13 protein-coding genes are annotated in these 15,940 nt (G+C 67.0%); 4 read left to right on the top strand and 9 right to left on the bottom strand.

The annotated features are described in order from the left end of the window. Positions 1–113: 113 nt before the first annotated feature. The 3 genes from Mal64_RS14555 to Mal64_RS14545 form a co-directional block, all read right to left on the bottom strand. The gene (locus Mal64_RS14555; RefSeq protein ID WP_146401515.1) at positions 114–818 is read right to left on the bottom strand and encodes an L-ribulose-5-phosphate 4-epimerase; all 705 of its coding nucleotides are present in this window, start codon (positions 816–818) and stop codon (positions 114–116) included. Between the two features lie 122 nt (positions 819–940). Continuing rightward, positions 941–2,614 carry a ribulokinase gene (locus tag Mal64_RS14550; protein ID WP_146401513.1) on the bottom strand — a complete coding sequence of 558 codons (1,674 nt, stop codon included), beginning with the start codon at positions 2,612–2,614 and terminating at the stop codon, positions 941–943. A 176-nt stretch (positions 2,615–2,790) separates the two neighbouring features. After that, on the bottom strand, positions 2,791–3,372 hold the full coding sequence (locus Mal64_RS14545; protein WP_146401511.1) for a putative ATP-dependent zinc protease: 582 nt from the start codon (positions 3,370–3,372) through the stop codon (positions 2,791–2,793). A 253-nt stretch (positions 3,373–3,625) separates the two neighbouring features. Between Mal64_RS14545 and Mal64_RS14540 the strand changes: the two genes are divergently transcribed. Continuing rightward, the gene (locus Mal64_RS14540; protein WP_197525784.1) at positions 3,626–5,365 is read left to right on the top strand and encodes a 7TM domain-containing protein; all 1,740 of its coding nucleotides are present in this window, start codon (positions 3,626–3,628) and stop codon (positions 5,363–5,365) included. Next, a complete protein-coding gene (locus Mal64_RS14535; RefSeq protein WP_146401507.1) occupies positions 5,362–6,351 on the top strand; it encodes an alpha-L-glutamate ligase-like protein in 990 nt (329 codons plus the stop codon). Before Mal64_RS14540 ends, Mal64_RS14535 begins: the two co-directional genes overlap by 4 nt. A gap of 12 nt (positions 6,352–6,363) precedes the next feature. Here Mal64_RS14535 and Mal64_RS14530 read toward each other — a convergent pair whose 3' ends face one another. From Mal64_RS14530 to trpA, 3 genes are all read right to left on the bottom strand, one after another. After that, on the bottom strand, positions 6,364–6,780 hold the full coding sequence (locus tag Mal64_RS14530; RefSeq protein WP_146401505.1) for a VanZ family protein: 417 nt from the start codon (positions 6,778–6,780) through the stop codon (positions 6,364–6,366). Between the two features lie 386 nt (positions 6,781–7,166). Then, on the bottom strand, positions 7,167–7,709 hold the full coding sequence (locus Mal64_RS14525; protein WP_146401503.1) for a hypothetical protein: 543 nt from the start codon (positions 7,707–7,709) through the stop codon (positions 7,167–7,169). Between the two features lie 289 nt (positions 7,710–7,998). Continuing rightward, the gene (trpA, locus tag Mal64_RS14520; protein ID WP_146401501.1) at positions 7,999–8,799 is read right to left on the bottom strand and encodes a tryptophan synthase subunit alpha; all 801 of its coding nucleotides are present in this window, start codon (positions 8,797–8,799) and stop codon (positions 7,999–8,001) included. 345 nt (positions 8,800–9,144) lie between these two features. Between trpA and Mal64_RS14515 the strand changes: the two genes are divergently transcribed. Both Mal64_RS14515 and Mal64_RS14510 read left to right on the top strand, forming a co-directional pair. Further along, on the top strand, positions 9,145–11,475 hold the full coding sequence (locus Mal64_RS14515; RefSeq protein WP_197525783.1) for a VIT domain-containing protein: 2,331 nt from the start codon (positions 9,145–9,147) through the stop codon (positions 11,473–11,475). 104 nt (positions 11,476–11,579) lie between these two features. Further along, positions 11,580–12,323: an NAD(P)H-hydrate epimerase gene (locus tag Mal64_RS14510; protein ID WP_146401497.1), complete on the top strand. Its 744-nt coding sequence runs from the start codon at positions 11,580–11,582 to the stop codon at positions 12,321–12,323. 123 nt (positions 12,324–12,446) lie between these two features. Here Mal64_RS14510 and Mal64_RS14505 read toward each other — a convergent pair whose 3' ends face one another. The 3 genes from Mal64_RS14505 to Mal64_RS14495 form a co-directional block, all read right to left on the bottom strand. After that, complete coding sequence (locus Mal64_RS14505) at positions 12,447–13,220, bottom strand: 3-ketoacyl-ACP reductase (RefSeq protein ID WP_146401495.1); 774 nt, start codon at positions 13,218–13,220, stop codon at positions 12,447–12,449. A 251-nt stretch (positions 13,221–13,471) separates the two neighbouring features. After that, positions 13,472–14,857, bottom strand: coding sequence for a glycoside hydrolase family 88 protein (locus tag Mal64_RS14500; RefSeq protein ID WP_146401493.1), 1,386 nt, complete (start codon positions 14,855–14,857; stop codon positions 13,472–13,474). Positions 14,858–15,100: 243 nt separating this feature from the next. Next, the gene (locus Mal64_RS14495; protein ID WP_146401491.1) at positions 15,101–15,937 is read right to left on the bottom strand and encodes an Fpg/Nei family DNA glycosylase; all 837 of its coding nucleotides are present in this window, start codon (positions 15,935–15,937) and stop codon (positions 15,101–15,103) included. Between the last annotated feature and the right edge of the window lie 3 nt (positions 15,938–15,940).

The following is a 15,940-nucleotide window of genomic DNA, read 5'->3' as shown; positions in this document are numbered from 1 at the left end:
AGTGTTGAGGCAGGCGCTAAAGAGGCAGGTGCTAAAGAAAAGAACTGTGGAGTCGATCGAATCCGCTTGCTGCGGTCTCGTCCTTCTTTCCCTCGCCCCCAACCCCTAGAACCTCACCCCTTCTTTTGCCCGTAATAGGCGTCGGGGCCATGTTTGCGGAAGTAGTGCTTGTCGAGCAGGTACTGTTCGACGGGCGATTGGTCGGGGCTCAGCTGCAGCGTGCCTAGGGCCATCTCGGCGACCGACTCGAGCGCGACCGCGTTCTTGACCGAGTCGGCGGCGTTCTTGCCCCAGGCGAACGGGGCGTGGCTAGCGACCAGCACGCCGGGAACGGCGACCGGATCGACGCCGAGTTCTTTGAACCGCTCGATGATCACTTGGCCGGTGTTCGCCTCGTACGCCTCTTCGATCTCTTGCTCGGTGAGCGCCCGGGCGCACGGCACGGGGCCGTAGAAATGATCGGCGTGGGTCGTGCCGAAGCAGGGGATCTCGCGCCGCGCCTGGGCGAACATCACCGCGTGGCGGCTGTGCGTGTGCGTGACGCCGCCGACGCCGTCGAACGCCTGGTAGAGCAACCGGTGCGTGGCGGTGTCGCTCGACGGCTTGAGGTCGCCATCGACCGTCTCGCCCGTCTCGACCGAGACGAGCACCATCTGCTCGGGCCGCATGTCGTCGTACGACACGCCGCTCGGCTTAATGGCGAAGACCGTGTGGTCGGGGCTCAGCCCGCTCACGTTGCCCCAGGTCAGCGTGACGAGGCCGTGGGCCACGAGGTCGAGGTTCGCCTGGCAGACTTGTTGTTTCAGGTCGTCGAGCATTCGTGCCTGGGTGGGCAAGCGTGAACAGATGGGAGGGGACCTCAACGCTATCCTAACCGCAGCATGGGCGTTGCGAGAGGTCCGCAAGGCTTGTTCTCGGCCGCTTGGAGACGGCCGGCGTCTTAGCCGCGAGCCTCGGTCCGCAGGCTGATCAGGTCCTTCATCACGTGGTGGAGCGAGCCGCTCCACTCTTTCGTGCCGAAGGCGTCGTGCAGTGTGCGATAAATCGTGTAGAGGCGTTCGTAGACCGCCACGTTCTCTGGGATCGGCTCGTAGACCGTGTCCTTGAATCCGGTCATCGCCTGCTGGGCCGATTCGACACTGTCGTGCTCGCCCGCGGCCACGGCGCCGAAGATCGCCGCCCCCAGAGCGCAGGTTTGGGCCGAGCGGCTGATCTTCATCGGGCGGTTGCAGACGTCGGCGTAGATCTGCATGACCATCGGGTTCTTCTCGGCGATGCCGCCGCAGTTCACCACCTCGTCGACCGCCACGCCGTACTCCTCGAACCGCTTGATGATCGTCAGCGCGCCGAAGGCGGTCGCCTCGACCAGCGCGCGGTAGATCTCGGCGGCCGTGGTGTGCAGCGTCTGGCCAACGAGCAGGCCGGTGAGCAGCGGGTCGACGAGGATCGTGCGGTTGCCGTTGTTCCAGTCGAGCGAGATGAGGCCCGACTCGCCCGGCGCCAGCCGCGCGGCGTCGACGGTCAGCTTGGCGTGCGCGGCGCCGTCGTTGCCGTAAACGGCCGGCGACAGGTTCTTGACGAACCAGTTGAAGATGTCGCCGACGGCCGACTGGCCCGCCTCCAGGCCGTATTGGCCCGGCATGATCGACTCGGGCACCACGCCGCACAGGCCCGGCACGTCGGGCAGTTTCTTGCTCAGTGGCGCGGGGAGGCAGTCGCAGGTGCTCGTGCCCATGATCTTCACGAGCACGCCCGCCTTGGCGCCGGCGCCGACGGCGCCCATGTGGGCGTCGAACGCGCCGACCGCCACTTTGATCCCAGCCGGCAGTCCCACCTTGCCGGCGATCTCTTCCGTCAGGCCGCCGGCCACGTGGTCCGAAGGCACGGCCTTGGTTTCGTAGCGGAAGCGGCTGAGGCCCGGCTCGAGGGCTTCGAGGAACTCGGCGCTCGGCAGCCCGCCCCACTCTTCGTTGTACATCGCCTTGTGCCCGGCGGCGCAGATGCCGCGCGGCATTGTCTTCGGGTCGAGGTTGCCCGTCACGTAGGCCGGCACGAAGTCGGCCAGCTCGACCCACGAGGCGGCCGCTTTGGCCACCTCCGGAGCGGTCCGCACGCAGTGCGTGATCTTCGACCAGTACCACTCGGACGAATAAGCGCCGCCGCACTTGGCCAGGTACGGCTCGCCGCGCTCGGTCGCCAGCCGCGTGATCTCCTCGGCCACGGCGTGCGAGGTGTGGTCCTTCCAGAGCCAGGCGTGGGCGGCCGGGTTGTCGCGGAACTCGTCGAGCATCGCCAGCGGCGTGCCGCTCGCGTCGACCGGCAACGGCGTTGAGCCGGTCGTGTCGACGCCGACGCCGACCACTTGCTCGGCTGAGAACCCATCGTGCGAGGCCGCCGCGGCGACCGCTTCTTTGACGGACACGACGAACCCCACGACGTAGTCGGCCGGGTTCTGGCGTGCGAGGTTGGGGTCTTTGATGTCGAGCAGGATGCCCGCTTCGCCGCTCGGGTAATCGTAGACGTGGCTGGCGATCTCTTCGCCCGTGGCCGTATCGACCACGAGCGCCCGCACGCTGTTGGTTCCGTAATCGACGCCGATCGCGTAGCCGCTCATAGAATCGCCTCTGTCAGCACTCGTGGGAATAGAAGGCCTGGCGCGTCCCCGAACGGGGGCGCCGAGACGCCTATCCTAGTCGAGGCTGGCCGGCTCGTGGAGCGGCCCCCGGAGGGTGTGAATGGCGGCGTAGTATTCCCCGGGGCGACAAATCGCAGCGCAGCTGCCGCGGGGCGTCAGTCGTTGCCGTCTTTGCTCACGTCGACCAGATAGTCGCCCTCAAGAAAATTGCGGCCGATCAGCAGCGGGAACTCCATGTTCGAGCGGTCGTTGAGCGACACGAGCACCTTCTTCTTGAAGCCATCGTGCTCCAGCTCGATCTTCACCTTGTAGCGGCGTGCGACGCCGTCCGAGGTGCGCACCCGCTTCGAGTCGGCCACCTCGCCCTCGATCCAGGCGGTCTTGCCGTTGCCGTTGACGATCTGGAAGCGGATCGGCTTACCGACGTTGCGTTTCATGTTCTCCGACTCCCCTTCGACACTCCAGGAGACCGTGTCGATCGACGTGGTCTGAGCGCCGGTGTCGACCCGGGCGGAGAACGACATGCCGGACTGGGTCTCGGTCAGCTCGGCCGTGGCGCCGATCAGCCGCTTGCCCTGCAGCACCTCGGCCGGGATGGGCGGGGCCTCGCTCTGGGGGGCGTCTTGGGGGGCGGCTTCCTTGGCGTGGGCCCGCGGCTGCGACGAGCCAAACTGGGCGATCAGGGCAAAAGCTAAAATCGCTGTAACGAATACAGCCGGCTTCAACTTGTAGGACATAGGGTCCAAGCTCCGTTGTGGGATCGGGAAAACCCGGCAAGCTGGGGCGATTGTGGGGAAGGCGCACCCGTTCTTCTAGTAGTATTCTACATCGTCTCCGTATTGTAACGCACACCTCGGTGATGTCCCGTTCCTGGGACGGATCCGCCCGCCAATGCGTCAAAATCCGCCCTTTTGTACGGGCGGGGCCCCTGGACGCTTTGTCCGTGGCAGCCCACGACGCAGCTCGAAGCACCTACTCCGACGTATCGCCATGAGTTCACGCAACCTCAGCAACCTCACCGTCGTCGTGCTGGTGCTGCTGGGGCTCGTCGCCACCCAAACCCGCCGCGCGAGCCGCCAGGAAGCCGACGCCACGCTCTACAACAGCGATTGGCGGCTGACCTACTCGGTCGATTTCCAGGTGCTCAAGCCCGGAACGGAGGTTCGCATCGCGCTGCCGGCCGACACGGCCAGCGTGCAGAAGCTCAATGAGGAGATCCTCGCGCCGCTGCTCACGGAGGAGATCCGCTTGCGGACCCCCAGCAACACCCGCGAGCTGCTGGCCACGGCCGGCCAGACCGGCGACTACGAGGTGACGGCCCAGTTCGACCTGCGGCTGCTGGCGGACGGCTCGGTCCAGCGACGCATGCCCGTGGTGAAGCTGCCGCTCGACACAAGGCAGCGTTACTTGCGGGCAGAAGAGACCCTGCCGGTCAGCGACCCCAAGGTGCAGTCGCTGCTGCAGCGGTTTCGCTCGGAAACGGCCACCGACCGGGAGAAGATTCACCGCATCTACTCGTACTGCCTGAACGATCTTCAGGAAGCTCGTGGCGAGGGCGCCGGCGACGACGTGCTGGAGGTGATCAACCGCGGCCAGGCGAGTCCGATCGGCCGCGCCCGAACGTACGCCACCCTCTGCCGGGCGAGCCGCTTCCCGGCCCGATTGGTCACCGGCTTCCGCCTCGAGCAGCGTTTGCGCGGCAAGCCGCACACCTGGGTCGAGGTGTTCCTCGGCAACCACTGGATACCGTTCGACCCGTACAACGGCCACGCCTGGGCGATGCCGCCGAGTTACGTCCCGGCGCGGATCGACGGCGAGAGCATCGTCAACCCGCCAGGCGACGACCCGCCGATGCCGTACTCCACCGAGTTCTCGATGGTCCGCCTGCCGCCACGCAAGTCGGTGCTGCAGTCCGACGCCGAGCACCCGTCGCAGGTGCTCAACCTCACGCGTCTGCCTGTGGAGATGCACGAGATCATGTCGCTCTTGCTCCTGCTGCCGTTCGGGGCGTTGATTGTCTCGTTCTGCCGCAACGTGGTGGGCATCCAAACTTTCGGCGTCTTCTCGCCCGCGCTGCTGGCGATGAGCTTCATCTACGCCGAATGGGTGACGGGCATCATGGTGCTCGCCGTGGTGCTCGTGACCGGCATCCTCGGCCGCTCGCTGCTGGAGCACCTGCGGCTGCTGATGGTGCCGCGCCTGAGCATCGTGCTCACGGCGATCATCCTGTTTGTCGTGTTCGGCGTCTCGGCGCTCGATTACCTGAACGTGACCCCCAGCGCGAAAGCCGTGCTGCTGCCGCTCGTGATCCTCACCGTGATGATCGAACGGTTCTACGTCACGATCGCCGAAGACGGCCTGCCGTTCGCGGTGCGACTGGCGGCCGGCACGCTGCTGGTCTCCTCGTTCTGTTACCTGATGCTCCGCTGGGACGAGGTCGGCCGCATCGTGCTCGACTACCCCGAGCTGCACCTGTTCACGATCGCCGCGTTCGTGCTGATCGGCCGCTACACCGGCTACCGGCTCACCGAGCTCTGGCGCTTCAGCAGCTTTGTGGAGAACTCGGTCGCCGTGGCCGGCGGCGCTCCTGCGTCCGCCGCCCACGAGGGCGACGCTGTCGAGAGCGGCGTTTCGGCAGGCGGACCTACCGGAGAAGGCGCCGCTGAGGACCGCGGCCCCGACGACGGGCCGACCGGCCCGACGCCCCCCGAGGGGGAGGGCCGCTCTTGATCGATCCCGCCTTCCCAGGTTCCCGCTGGTTCGCCTCGCCGTCCGAGCTCCGCCGCGCGGGCGTCATCGGCATCAACGACCGCAACCTCTCGCTCATCGCCGAGCAAAACCACCGCGCGCTCTACCCACGCGTCGACAACAAGCTCATCACCAAGACGATCTGCGAGCAGCACGGCATCCCCGTGCCGGACACGTACAACGTGATCAGCTCGCAAGGCGAGGTGCGACGCATCCTCGAGCTGCTGGGCTCGCACGAGAGCTTCGTCATCAAGCCCGCCTCGGGCGCGGCGGGGCGCGGCGTGCTCGTGATCGCCAGCCGCGACAAGGAGGGGTTCCACACCGGCAGCGGCAAGCTGGTGACCCGCGGCGAGCTGCGCTACCACGTCTCCGCCATCCTGTCGGGCCTCTACTCGCTGCGCGGCCAGGTCGATCAGGCGATCGTCGAGCAGCGGATCGTTTGCGACCCGTCGCTCGAGCGCGTCTCGTACGGCGGCACGCCCGACGTCCGCGTGATCCTTTACCGGGGCGTGCCGGCGATGGCCATGGTGCGGCTGCCGACTATCGATTCGGGCGGCCGGGCCAACTTGCACCAGGGGGCGATCGCCGCGGCGATCGACCTGGGGACGGGCGTCACCTACGGCGGCGCCAGCCGCAACCGCCGCGTGTCGGTCCACCCCGACACGGGCAACGCGATTGCAGGGATCACGATCCCCGAGTGGCGCCGGCTCTTGCTGTCGGCCATCCGGCTGGGCGACGCCCTGGAGCTGGGCTACTTGGGCCTCGACTTCGTGGTGGACGCCGTCCGCGGGCCGGTGGTGCTGGAGGGCAACGCCCGCCCGGGCCTCGCCATCCAGGTGGCCCACCGCGAGGGGCTCCGCAACCGCCTCGATTGGATCGACCATAACAGCCAGCCGGGGCTCTCACCCGAGGCGCGCCTCGGGCTCGCCGAGCGGCTGACGCGGGAGTCGCGACCGGAAAACCCGTAGTTGCTCCGCGGGTCAGGCTTGCGCGGCGATCACCGAACCGGCCGGCGCGCCGGGTCTCTCGATACGCCGCAAGGCGGGCCCCGCCACGAAAGGCACGAAGCCGAGCACGGCGATCCCGGCGTAGTTCGCCGCCAGGTCGTAGTACGAGAACATCCGCAGCGGCAGTAAGGCGTGAGAGAACTCGTCGGCCGTGGCCAGCAGCAGGCAGAAGGCGGTGCCGGCGGCCAGGACGGCGCCCCGGCCGGCCGACGCACGGGCGAGCCAGGCGCGGTTCACGAGGAACGCTAGGCCTCCCATCATCACGAAGTGCGCGATCTTGTCGCCGTTGGCGACTTCGTGCATGAGTCGGTAGACCGACCGGCCGTAGCCAAGGTCGGCCGTCACAGCGACTAACGCAAACAGAGCGATGTAACAGGCGAGCAGCTTCACGGCGGATTCCTTTCGTCCGTGGAGAGCGGGGGGTGAGTTGCTTTACCTTGGTGCAATCACCGTGCCACTGCTCGCGTGACGGGAGAATCTCGTGGCGCCGTCCCCGACCAGCCTTGGTAGGGGCTACTAGATCGCACTACTGCTAGCCGTAGCGTTGTTTTCGCCTTATCGACGTCGAATCACACCGCCACACACGCTACGCATCCGTGCGATTCGCACTAGGAATCGTGCGGGAGACGCGAAAGACAAATAGCCCCGACCAAGCCTGGTCGGGGGGCCGGCCCACAAAGCCACTGAAAGAATTGCACCACGGCGACAAGAGTTGCAACGCCGCTTGTTGCGCTCGCCCGCGGGGTTTCACCAACCGGCAAAGTCGGTCGAGGTGATCAGAGCAGCAGCGTCGGCTCGCCGCCGCCGCTCTCTTCCCACGCCTTGCGGACCTCGCCGAGGCCGTAAGCGCACAGCTCGAACTCGTCGGCCAGCCGCTCGAGCACGTCGCTCGGCGCCGACTCGCGTTCGACCGGGATCTTGCTCGCCGTGGCGTAGCTGTGTTTGCCCTGCTCGCGGTAGTCGATGAGCATGTCCTTCATGCCCGCCTTGCGGATGCGGTCGGCGATCTCCGGGTAGAGGCCGGTCCAGAACAGCGTGAAGTCGCCCACGTGCCGCAGCAGCTGGCGCTTGGCTTGGCCGCGTCGGGCCATCGCCTCGGCGAGCATGTCGGCCACCTGCGTGAGTCGCTCACCGCGCACGCTACGGACGCTGTAGATGTCGTCGGACCTTAAGAAGCGGACCAAGAGTCCGGAGACGTAGTCCACGAGCGGGGGGTCGGCGACCCCGAGCTCGGTCATGAAGGCCTGCTCCGTGAGCCCGGCGAAAAATCTCCGGGCCGCGTTCTCGTCGCGGTCTTCGGTAGGGCGGCTGTCACGCATGCGGGTGCTCTCCCGTGAGGAAAGCGTCCGCCCGTTGGGCGACTCGATAGCTGTCACTGTTCGAGGTCGCCGCGAGCGAACGCGTGTTTCACTCGGCGCCTGGTTGTGGTCTCTACCTCTAGTGTAGTTAGCGATTCGGTGCGAGGCCAAACCGCGGGGACCAATTCGTGGTATCGGCGCTGCTAATGGCCCGAGAGCACCAGATTTTCCGCAGAACGGGCGTTCGGGCCGTTCTAGGAGCCGCTCACCTGTGGGAGGCCTGCCCGCAACTCGACCTTGATCACAGCGCCTAGGGCATCGCGACCAAAAGCTCCGCGACGAAGTCGCCCACCTCTTTGAGCACTTCGGCCCGCGGTCGGCTGGCCGCCTCGGCCGCCCGTTTGACGATCGCCGAGCCGACGATCAGCCCGTCCGCCACCGGCGCCAGCAGCCGCACGTGCTCGGGCTCGCTCACGCCGAAGCCGATGCAGATCGGCAGCTCGACCTGCTCGCGCAGCCAGCCGACGTTGTCCACCAAGTCGGGGGGCAACGCGGTCCGCTCGCCCGTGATGCCGGCGACCGACACGTAGTAGAGGAACCCGGTCGAGGTCTCGGCGATCTTGAGCGCCCGGTCGCGCGGGGTGACGGGCGTGACGAGCTGGATCAGGCTCAGCCCGCGCTCGCCGGCCACTCGCGCCAGCAGCGGCGACTCGTCGAGCGGCAGGTCCGGCACGATGAGCCCCGCCACGCCCCGCGCGGCCGCCTCGTCGCAGTAGCGCTCCACGCCGTGGCGGTAAACGATCGCGTAGCTGACCATCGTCACGACCGGCGCGCCGAGCGTGGGGCAGACCCCGCCGAGCGTCTCGAGGATGCCGGCAAGCTTCACCTTGGCCGCGAGCGCCCGGGTGTAGGAGGCCTGGATCACGGGTCCGTCGGCGATCGGGTCGCTGTACGGCACGCCGACCTCGCACATGCTCGCCCCGCGGCCGACCACCTCTTGGAGCAACTCGGCGGTGAACTCCAGATCGGGGTCGCCGGCCGTGACAAACGGCATCAGCGCCTTGCGTTTCTCTTGGCGGAGCCGGGCGAAAAGGTCGTCGATGGCGGGCATGGCGTTTTGCGGTAGGGCAGGGGGGCGTCGTCGGAAGAACGCCAGTTTACTTGCCCCCCACGCCGGCCGGGAGGGTTGGGCTGGGGGGAACCGCCAAGTCGCCAAGGACGCCAAGAAAAGAAGAATGGACAGGATCACAGGATTGGAATGGATTTACAGGAAGATGAAATGAGGGGGATCCCGTCGATCCTTTTTCATCCCGTGATCCTGTCCATTCATCTTGGCGTCCTTGGCGGTTTTTTCTTCTTCGGGGAACCGTCGTCCGCCGCCCTACGTCTGTAACTGATGGAAAGGGGCAGTCTCGCGCGTGGCGTTTCGCTCACCCCCTCAAAAGGAACCGAGAACATGTCCCCCACCCGCCCCACGCCCCCGGCCGCCAAGCGGCTTGTCGGGGCGCTCGGCGCCGCTCTGCTAGCGGCCGCCGCGGCCCAGGCCCCCGCCCAGGGGCTGCTCGTCCACCCCGACCACCCTTGGCCGCTGCCGCGGCCGATTCCCACGCCGACTCCGAGCGAGGGCTCTTACAAGATCGGCTCGGTCGAGGTCGACGCCACGATCAAGGACCGCGTGGCCACCGTGCAGGTCGCCCAGACGTTTGAGAACACGAGCGGCCGGCAGGTCGAAGCGTCGTTCGTCTTCCCGTTGCCGTACGACGGCGCGATCGACCGGCTCACGTTCCTGGTCGACGGCAAGGAGCACGAGGCGGAGCTGCTGAGCGCCGACGAGGCCCGCAAGCTTTACGAGTCGATCGTCCGCCAGAACAAAGACCCGGCCCTGCTGGAGTGGGTCGGCACGGGGCTGTTCCGCACGAGCGTGTTCCCGATCCCGGCGGGCGAAACCCGCACCGTCACGCTGCGTTACACGCAGCTTTGCCGCGAGTCGCACGGCTTGACCGACTTCGTCTTCCCGCTGAGCACGGCCAAGTACACCAGCGGCGTGCTCGACAAGATCAAGGTGCGTGTCGCCATCGAGCAGGCCACACCGATCACGAACCTCTACTCGCCGAGCCACGCGGTGAAGGTCGAACGGCCCGCGCCCAACCGGGCGGTGGTGAAGTTCGACGCCGAGGACGAGCTGCCGACGGCCGACTTCCGGTTGCTGTGCGACGTTGGCTCGGGCCAGGTGGGCGCGAGCCTCATGAGTTACCGCCCCGACCCCGACGAGCCGGGCTACTTCCTGATGCTCGCTCGCCCCGAACTGCCCAAGCCCGACGCGGCGCAGCCCGCCAAGACGGTGTTGCTGGTGGTCGACCGATCGGGCAGCATGAGCGGCGAGAAGATCGAGCAAGCCCGCGGCGCATTGAAATTCGTGCTCCGCAACCTGCGCGAGGGCGACACGTTCAACATCGTGGCATACGACGACTCGGTCGAGGCGTTCAAGCCCGAACTCGCCCGGTTCGACGACAAAACCCGCGCCGAGGCCGAGGCGTTTGCCGACGCGCTGATGGCGGGCGGCAGCACGAACATCGATGCGGCCTTGGGGCGAGCCCTCGGCATGCTCAAAGACAACAAGCGGCCCGCGTATGTCGTGTTCCTCACCGACGGCTTGCCAACGGCCGGCGTGACGGGCGAGGCGCAGATCGCCAAGAACGCCAGCGAACTGAACAAGGTTCGGGCGCGGCTGTTCTCGTTCGGCGTCGGTTTCGATGTGAACAGCCGTCTGCTCGACAAGCTGTCGAGCGAGAACTACGGCCACGCCGAGTACGTGCGGCCTAACGAGGATATCGAGGCCTCGGTCGCCAAGCTCTACCGTCGGATCGGCGCCCCGGCCTTGGTCGACGCCGAGCTGAAGTTCCGCGTCGAGGGCTCCGAGAAACCGGCCGATTCGGTCGTCGGCCGGGTTTACCCCGCCGGGCCTTTCGACCTGTTCGCGGGCGATCAGGCGGTCGTGATTGGCCGCTACCACGAGGCGGGCCCGGTGGTGGCGACGCTCGCGGGCCGCCTCGGCGAGGAGACTCAGACGTACGACTTCGCCGGCGAGTTCACCGCCGAGAGCCCCGACGCTTCCGACGCATTCGTCGCCCGTCTGTGGGCGATGCGGCGTGTTGGCGACCTGATCAACCAGTTGGACCTCAACGGCCGCAACGAGGAACTGGTTGAAGAATTGGTGTCGCTGGCCACCGAGCACGGCATCGTGACGCAGTACACGTCGTTCCTGGCCGACGAGAACGCCAACCCGAACGCCGTGGCGAGCAACAGGGCCCGCGGGTTACAGGAATCGGAAGACCTCAGCGTCGCGTCGGGCGAGTACGCCTTCAATCAACGGGCCGCCAAGTCGATGTTCGGCTCGAGGAGCGGCGCTTCTGGCGGCGGCAGTGGCATCCAAACTTTTTCAGCGATCATGCCCTCTGCGGAGTCGGCGCCAGCGTCGCCTGCCGAGCGCTACTCGCGTGTCGCGCAGCAGGCGAAGCAGAACGTGATGTTCTACGACGCCCGCAGCGGGCGTAACCGCACGGCGGACAACATCCGCCAGATCGCCGGCAAGACGTTCTTCCTGCGCGACGGCAAGTGGGTCGACAGCGCGCTCGACGACGAGGCGATCAAGAACGCCGAATCGATCGAACGGTTTGGCGACGCGTACTTCGCGTTCGCGCGTGAGCAAGGGCGCGCGATCGGTCCGTATCTTGCGATCGAAGAACCGATCGTCATCGAAATCGACGGCAGGGCTTACTCTTGGTGATCGATCTGCTAAGCTCTGAGGATCGCGGTGAACGCGCCGCTCTTCGTAGCGTTGAATGCGTTCGATGATTGACCAAGTGCGTCCGGACGACGCATCATGGGGCTATGGATGGCCCCCCCTTTAAGGCTGATGCTCCGGCAAGCCGGAGTCTCTCTCGCGAAGCCGCTCGCGCCTTCGACCGCCACGCGATCGACGTGATCGGTCTGCCAGGCGTGGTGCTAATGGAGAACGCCGGCCGCGGCTGCGCCGATGTTCTTTTTCAGCAACTCTCGGCTTCGGACGCCCGTGCCCCCTCTGTCGGGGGCGTCACGATCCTCTGCGGAGCGGGCAACAACGGCGGCGACGGCTTTGTCATCGCGCGGCGGCTGCGGGTGCTAGGCGTCACGTGCCGAGTGCTGTTGCTGGCCTCGCCCGAAAAAATATCCGGCGACGCGCGGATCAACTTCGACGCGTGGCTCCGGCTTGGCGGCGAGGTGGTCGACCTGTCGGCCGAGGGCGCCGTCCTGGAGAAACTGGCTTATGAGTTACAGGGCGCCGCTTGGATCGTCGACGCTATGCTCGGCACCGGCGCCCAAGGCGAGCCGCGCGAGCCTTACGCTGCGGCGATCCGGCTGGCGAACGCCGCTAAGGCGAAACGGATGGCAATCGACCTGCCGAGCGGCCTCGACTGCGACACGGGCGAGCCCTCCGGCGAGTGCTTTCGGGCCGATGTGACCTGCACGATGGTCGCGCCGAAGCTGGGGTTCGAGAACCCCGCGGCGGCGGAGTTTTTGGGCGAGGTTGTCGCGGTCGATATCGGGGCGCCGTACGGGGGAGGCGAGCGGCCAGAGGTCGGAGTTCGGGAATAGCCGACGGCCTACGGCCGTCGGAGAGCCCCGAGGGGCGTTGGCGTCGAGGCCACTTCTTTCCAACGAGCGTAGCTCGTCGGCTACTGCCTGACCTCTGGCCTCTGGCCTCCGACCTCTTGTCTCTTACAGCCGCTGGATCGTCAGTCCGCCGTCCACTGGCACCACCGCCCCGGTGGCGTAGCTCAGCGCCCCGCTGGCGAGGGTCGCCACCGCCCGGCCGACGTCTTCCGGCGCGCCCCAGCGCGGCTCGACGGTGAGCCCCTCGGCGATCAGCTTGTCGTATTTGTCGGTGACGCCGCTCGTCATGTCGGTGCGGATCACGCCGGGGCGCACCTCGTACACGCCCATGCCGTACTCGCCCAAGCGGGCGGCCCACAGCTGGGTGGCCATCGCCACGCCCGCCTTCGACACGCAGTAGTCGCCCCGGTTGGTCGAGACCACCGTGGCGCTGACCGACGAGACGTTTACGATGGCGCCGCCGAACGTGGCGTCGGCCTGCTTCTGCTCGATCATCCAGCGCGCGGCGACCTGGGTGAGGAAGTACGGCCCGCGGAGGTTGATGCGAATGAGGCGATCGAAGCTCTCGGGCGAGGCGTCGAGCAAGTCGGCCCGCACGTCGGGCGCCACGCCGGCGTTGTTGACCAAGGCGTCGAGCCGGCCGAAGCGTTCGCGGATCGCGTCGAGCATCGGGGCGTGGTCTTCGAGCTCGCCGATGTCGGCGCGGCAGTAAAGAGCCTGTGCGCCGGCGGCCTCGATCTCGGCGAGCGCGTCGGCGACCGACTCCGCCTCACGGCGGCCGTTGATCGCCACGTCGAAGCCCGAAGCGGCCAATTGTTTGGCGATGCCGAGGCCGATGCCCCGGCTGCCGCCCGTAACGAGTGCGACGCGTTTTGTCATACGATATTCACCACAGAGAGCACAGAGGACACCGAGAAAAAAAGCTGACCACGGATGACACGGATTTCACGGATGAAGTTGGCCACGAAAAGGCACGAGAAGACACATTAGAAATACGAATAGGACGCGGATGAACGCGGATCGAGCGGATCAGCGCGGATTCTCAATTTTATGATCCGCATCGATCCGTTGAATCCGCGTTCATCCGCGTCCTAATTTCTTCTCCGTGTCCTCTGTGCCTCTGTGGTTCACTACTTAGGACCAAAGAAGGTGTAGTAAGTCTCGCCCTTGGCTTGACGTTGCACGTAGAGCGCCGCCTCGCGCAGGTGGTAGTCGCCCCATTGGCACGCCTCGCCGCGGGGGATCTTGCTGCCCGCCGGGATGTGGTCCCAGCCGTTGGGGCGGTGGTAGATCGTGTGCAGCAGCAGGCCCTCGTGCTCGCCGTCGGTCGCCAGGTACGGCTCGGCCAAGAGCGACTTGAGCACCGTGAGCCCCGCCTGGCGGTAACGCTTGGCGTCTTCGGGGGCTTCCTTGCGGGCGTCGAGCACCTCGGCCAAGCGGAGCAGGCCCTGGCAGCCGATCGCCGCGGCCGAGCTGTCGACCGGCTCGTGGTCGTTCAGCGGGTCGGCCGGTTTCGACAGGTAGTCGCCCATCTCGGCGAGCCCCGGCGCGCCGGTGTCCCAGTAAGGCACGCCGCACACGGGGGTGTGCTCGATGTAGAAGTCGCAAGTCGCCCGGGCCGCCTCGAGAAACGTCTGCTCGATCGCCGCGCGGCCGCCGAAGGGTTCCAGCTCGGCGTCGTCCAGGGTGGCGAGCCACTCGAGCTGCTCGGGGAAGCCGATCATCGCCCACGCCAAGCCGCGCGTCCAAGTCGAGAACGGCGAGTAGCCCTGCTGGGTCGAGGGGGCCCGGTAGTCGCCGTTGTTCGTGTTGAACAGCGACTCGTGGGCCGTGCGGCCGCGGAGGTCGTAAGTGTCTTTGTTCTTGCCGTACCAGATGTTGTATCGGGCGGTCGCCTCGGCGTGCTGGACGATGCGCCTCAGGAGCGAGATCGGCTCGTCGCGCTCGCCCATCATCGTGTGCCCCAGCCGGTGGGCCATCGAGAGCGCCCGACAGGAGCGGATCGTGTCGACGAACAGCGATTGCGGGCCGTTGAACGAGTGGATGTACCCGCCGCCCTCCTTGGTGGGGGACCAGCGCGCCGCCTGCACCGAGCCGCTCGCCATCAGCGCCATGCCGTAGTACGAACGCTCCCAAGCGTCCTCGGCGATCTTCCCCTCGTCCATCAGCCGCAGCAGGGCGCCGTAGGTGCTGACGTTGTTGAACCCGTGGTCGTGGACACCGAAGTGGGTGACGTGCGGCGCCATCGCGTTGAGCGTCCGCTCGCGGCCCTGCTCGAGGTATTTCTCCTCGCCCGTGGCGTCGAACTGCAGGATCAGCGAGCCGAACTGGAACCCTTGGGTCCACTCGGTCCAGCCTTGGGCCTGATACTTGCCCTCGATGGTGAACACGGGCGACGGCGCGCCCGCCTCCCAGCGGCCCTCGATCCGGTCGAGCCGGTCGGCCGAGGCGGCCCACATTTTATCGAGGGCGGGGAGCAGGTCTTGGGGAGTCAGCTTGTCGTCGATGGTGATCATGGTGGCCGATTATGGGGGGCGAGGGCGGAACCGCCAAGACGCCAAGGACGCCAGGACGCGCCAAGCGTTTGCTGAGGGGGGTGAAGTGACAAGATTTTTTTGTGGGAGGGGTCTCTGACCCCGATAGCGGTGTTTGAGCAAATGCGGCTCGCGGCGCGCAATCAGGGATCAGAGACCCTTCCCACAGTCGACTAGTGCGTCTGGCGCTTCTTGGCGTCCTTGGCGTCTTGGCGGTTCCCCCCATCAGCGCCGCGTTTGGCACTGCGGGCAGAAGAACGTCGAACGCTGCGCCTGCACGATCTTTTGGACCTCGCCGTCGCACGCGGGGCAGGGCGCCCCTGAGCGGCCGTACACGCGGTGCTGGTTCTGGTAGCCGCCGTCTTGATTCAGGGCGTTGCGGTAGGTGCCGTCGCCCAGCGACGAGCCCTCGCAGCGGATCGCCTCTTCGAGCACCGCATGGGTGGCGTCCGCGATGCGGCCCCACTGCTTGGCCGATAACAAGTCGCACCGCGCGGCCGGATGCACCCCCGCCAGATGAAGAATCTCGGCGGCGTAAATGTTGCCAATCCCCGCGACCGCCTTCTGGTCAAGCAGCGCAACCTTGATCGCGCGCCGGCTGTGGCCCAGCCGCTGACGGAAGTCGGTGGTCGAAACCACCAATCCATCCGGCCCCAGCTTGTCCGCCCCAAAGGCGGCCGCGAACTCCTCGGGCGAGAACAACCGCACCACGCCCAACCCCCGCCGGTCCCAGAACCAGAGGTGATCGAGCGCCGCCCCGCGCAGCTCGAGCCGCAGCCGCAAGTAAAACGGGTCGGGCGAATCGCCCGAGCCGACCAGCCCGGTCATCCGCGGCTCGAGGATCACGGTGTCGGCCGAATCGAGCCTTAGCGCCACGCGTTTGCCGACCCGGTCAACGGCCACAACGCGCTGCCCCACCACCCGCCGCCGGAAACGGTCGATACGCGGCGTGAGGCCGATCGGCTTTCGCGGGCAGGGCGTCCGCTCGAAGCCGGTGAGCTCGCCGCCGACGGCGCCGAGCACGCCGCGGCGCATGGTTTCGACCTCGGGGAGTTCAGGCATCGG

Source organism: Pseudobythopirellula maris, assembly GCF_007859945.1.
Taxonomy (GTDB): Bacteria; Planctomycetota; Planctomycetia; order Pirellulales; family Lacipirellulaceae; genus Pseudobythopirellula; species Pseudobythopirellula maris.
This window is presented reverse-complemented; position numbering and strand designations above follow the sequence as displayed.

Excerpts from the sequence above, each read along its gene's own strand:
- Mal64_RS14525 (WP_146401503.1), bottom strand. The coding sequence starts at position 7,709 with ATGCGTGACAGCCGCCCTACCGAAGACCGCGACGAGAACGCGGCCCGG.
- Mal64_RS14555 (WP_146401515.1), bottom strand. The coding sequence starts at position 818 with ATGCTCGACGACCTGAAACAACAAGTCTGCCAGGCGAACCTCGACCTC.
- Mal64_RS14545 (WP_146401511.1), bottom strand. The coding sequence starts at position 3,372 with ATGTCCTACAAGTTGAAGCCGGCTGTATTCGTTACAGCGATTTTAGCT.
- Mal64_RS14515 (WP_197525783.1), top strand. The coding sequence starts at position 9,145 with ATGTCCCCCACCCGCCCCACGCCCCCGGCCGCCAAGCGGCTTGTCGGG.
- Mal64_RS14550 (WP_146401513.1), bottom strand. The coding sequence starts at position 2,614 with ATGAGCGGCTACGCGATCGGCGTCGATTACGGAACCAACAGCGTGCGG.
- trpA (WP_146401501.1), bottom strand. The coding sequence starts at position 8,799 with ATGCCCGCCATCGACGACCTTTTCGCCCGGCTCCGCCAAGAGAAACGC.
- Mal64_RS14540 (WP_197525784.1), top strand. The coding sequence starts at position 3,626 with ATGAGTTCACGCAACCTCAGCAACCTCACCGTCGTCGTGCTGGTGCTG.
- Mal64_RS14495 (WP_146401491.1), bottom strand. The coding sequence starts at position 15,937 with ATGCCTGAACTCCCCGAGGTCGAAACCATGCGCCGCGGCGTGCTCGGC.
- Mal64_RS14500 (WP_146401493.1), bottom strand. The coding sequence starts at position 14,857 with ATGATCACCATCGACGACAAGCTGACTCCCCAAGACCTGCTCCCCGCC.
- Mal64_RS14510 (WP_146401497.1), top strand. The coding sequence starts at position 11,580 with ATGGATGGCCCCCCCTTTAAGGCTGATGCTCCGGCAAGCCGGAGTCTC.
- Mal64_RS14505 (WP_146401495.1), bottom strand. The coding sequence starts at position 13,220 with ATGACAAAACGCGTCGCACTCGTTACGGGCGGCAGCCGGGGCATCGGC.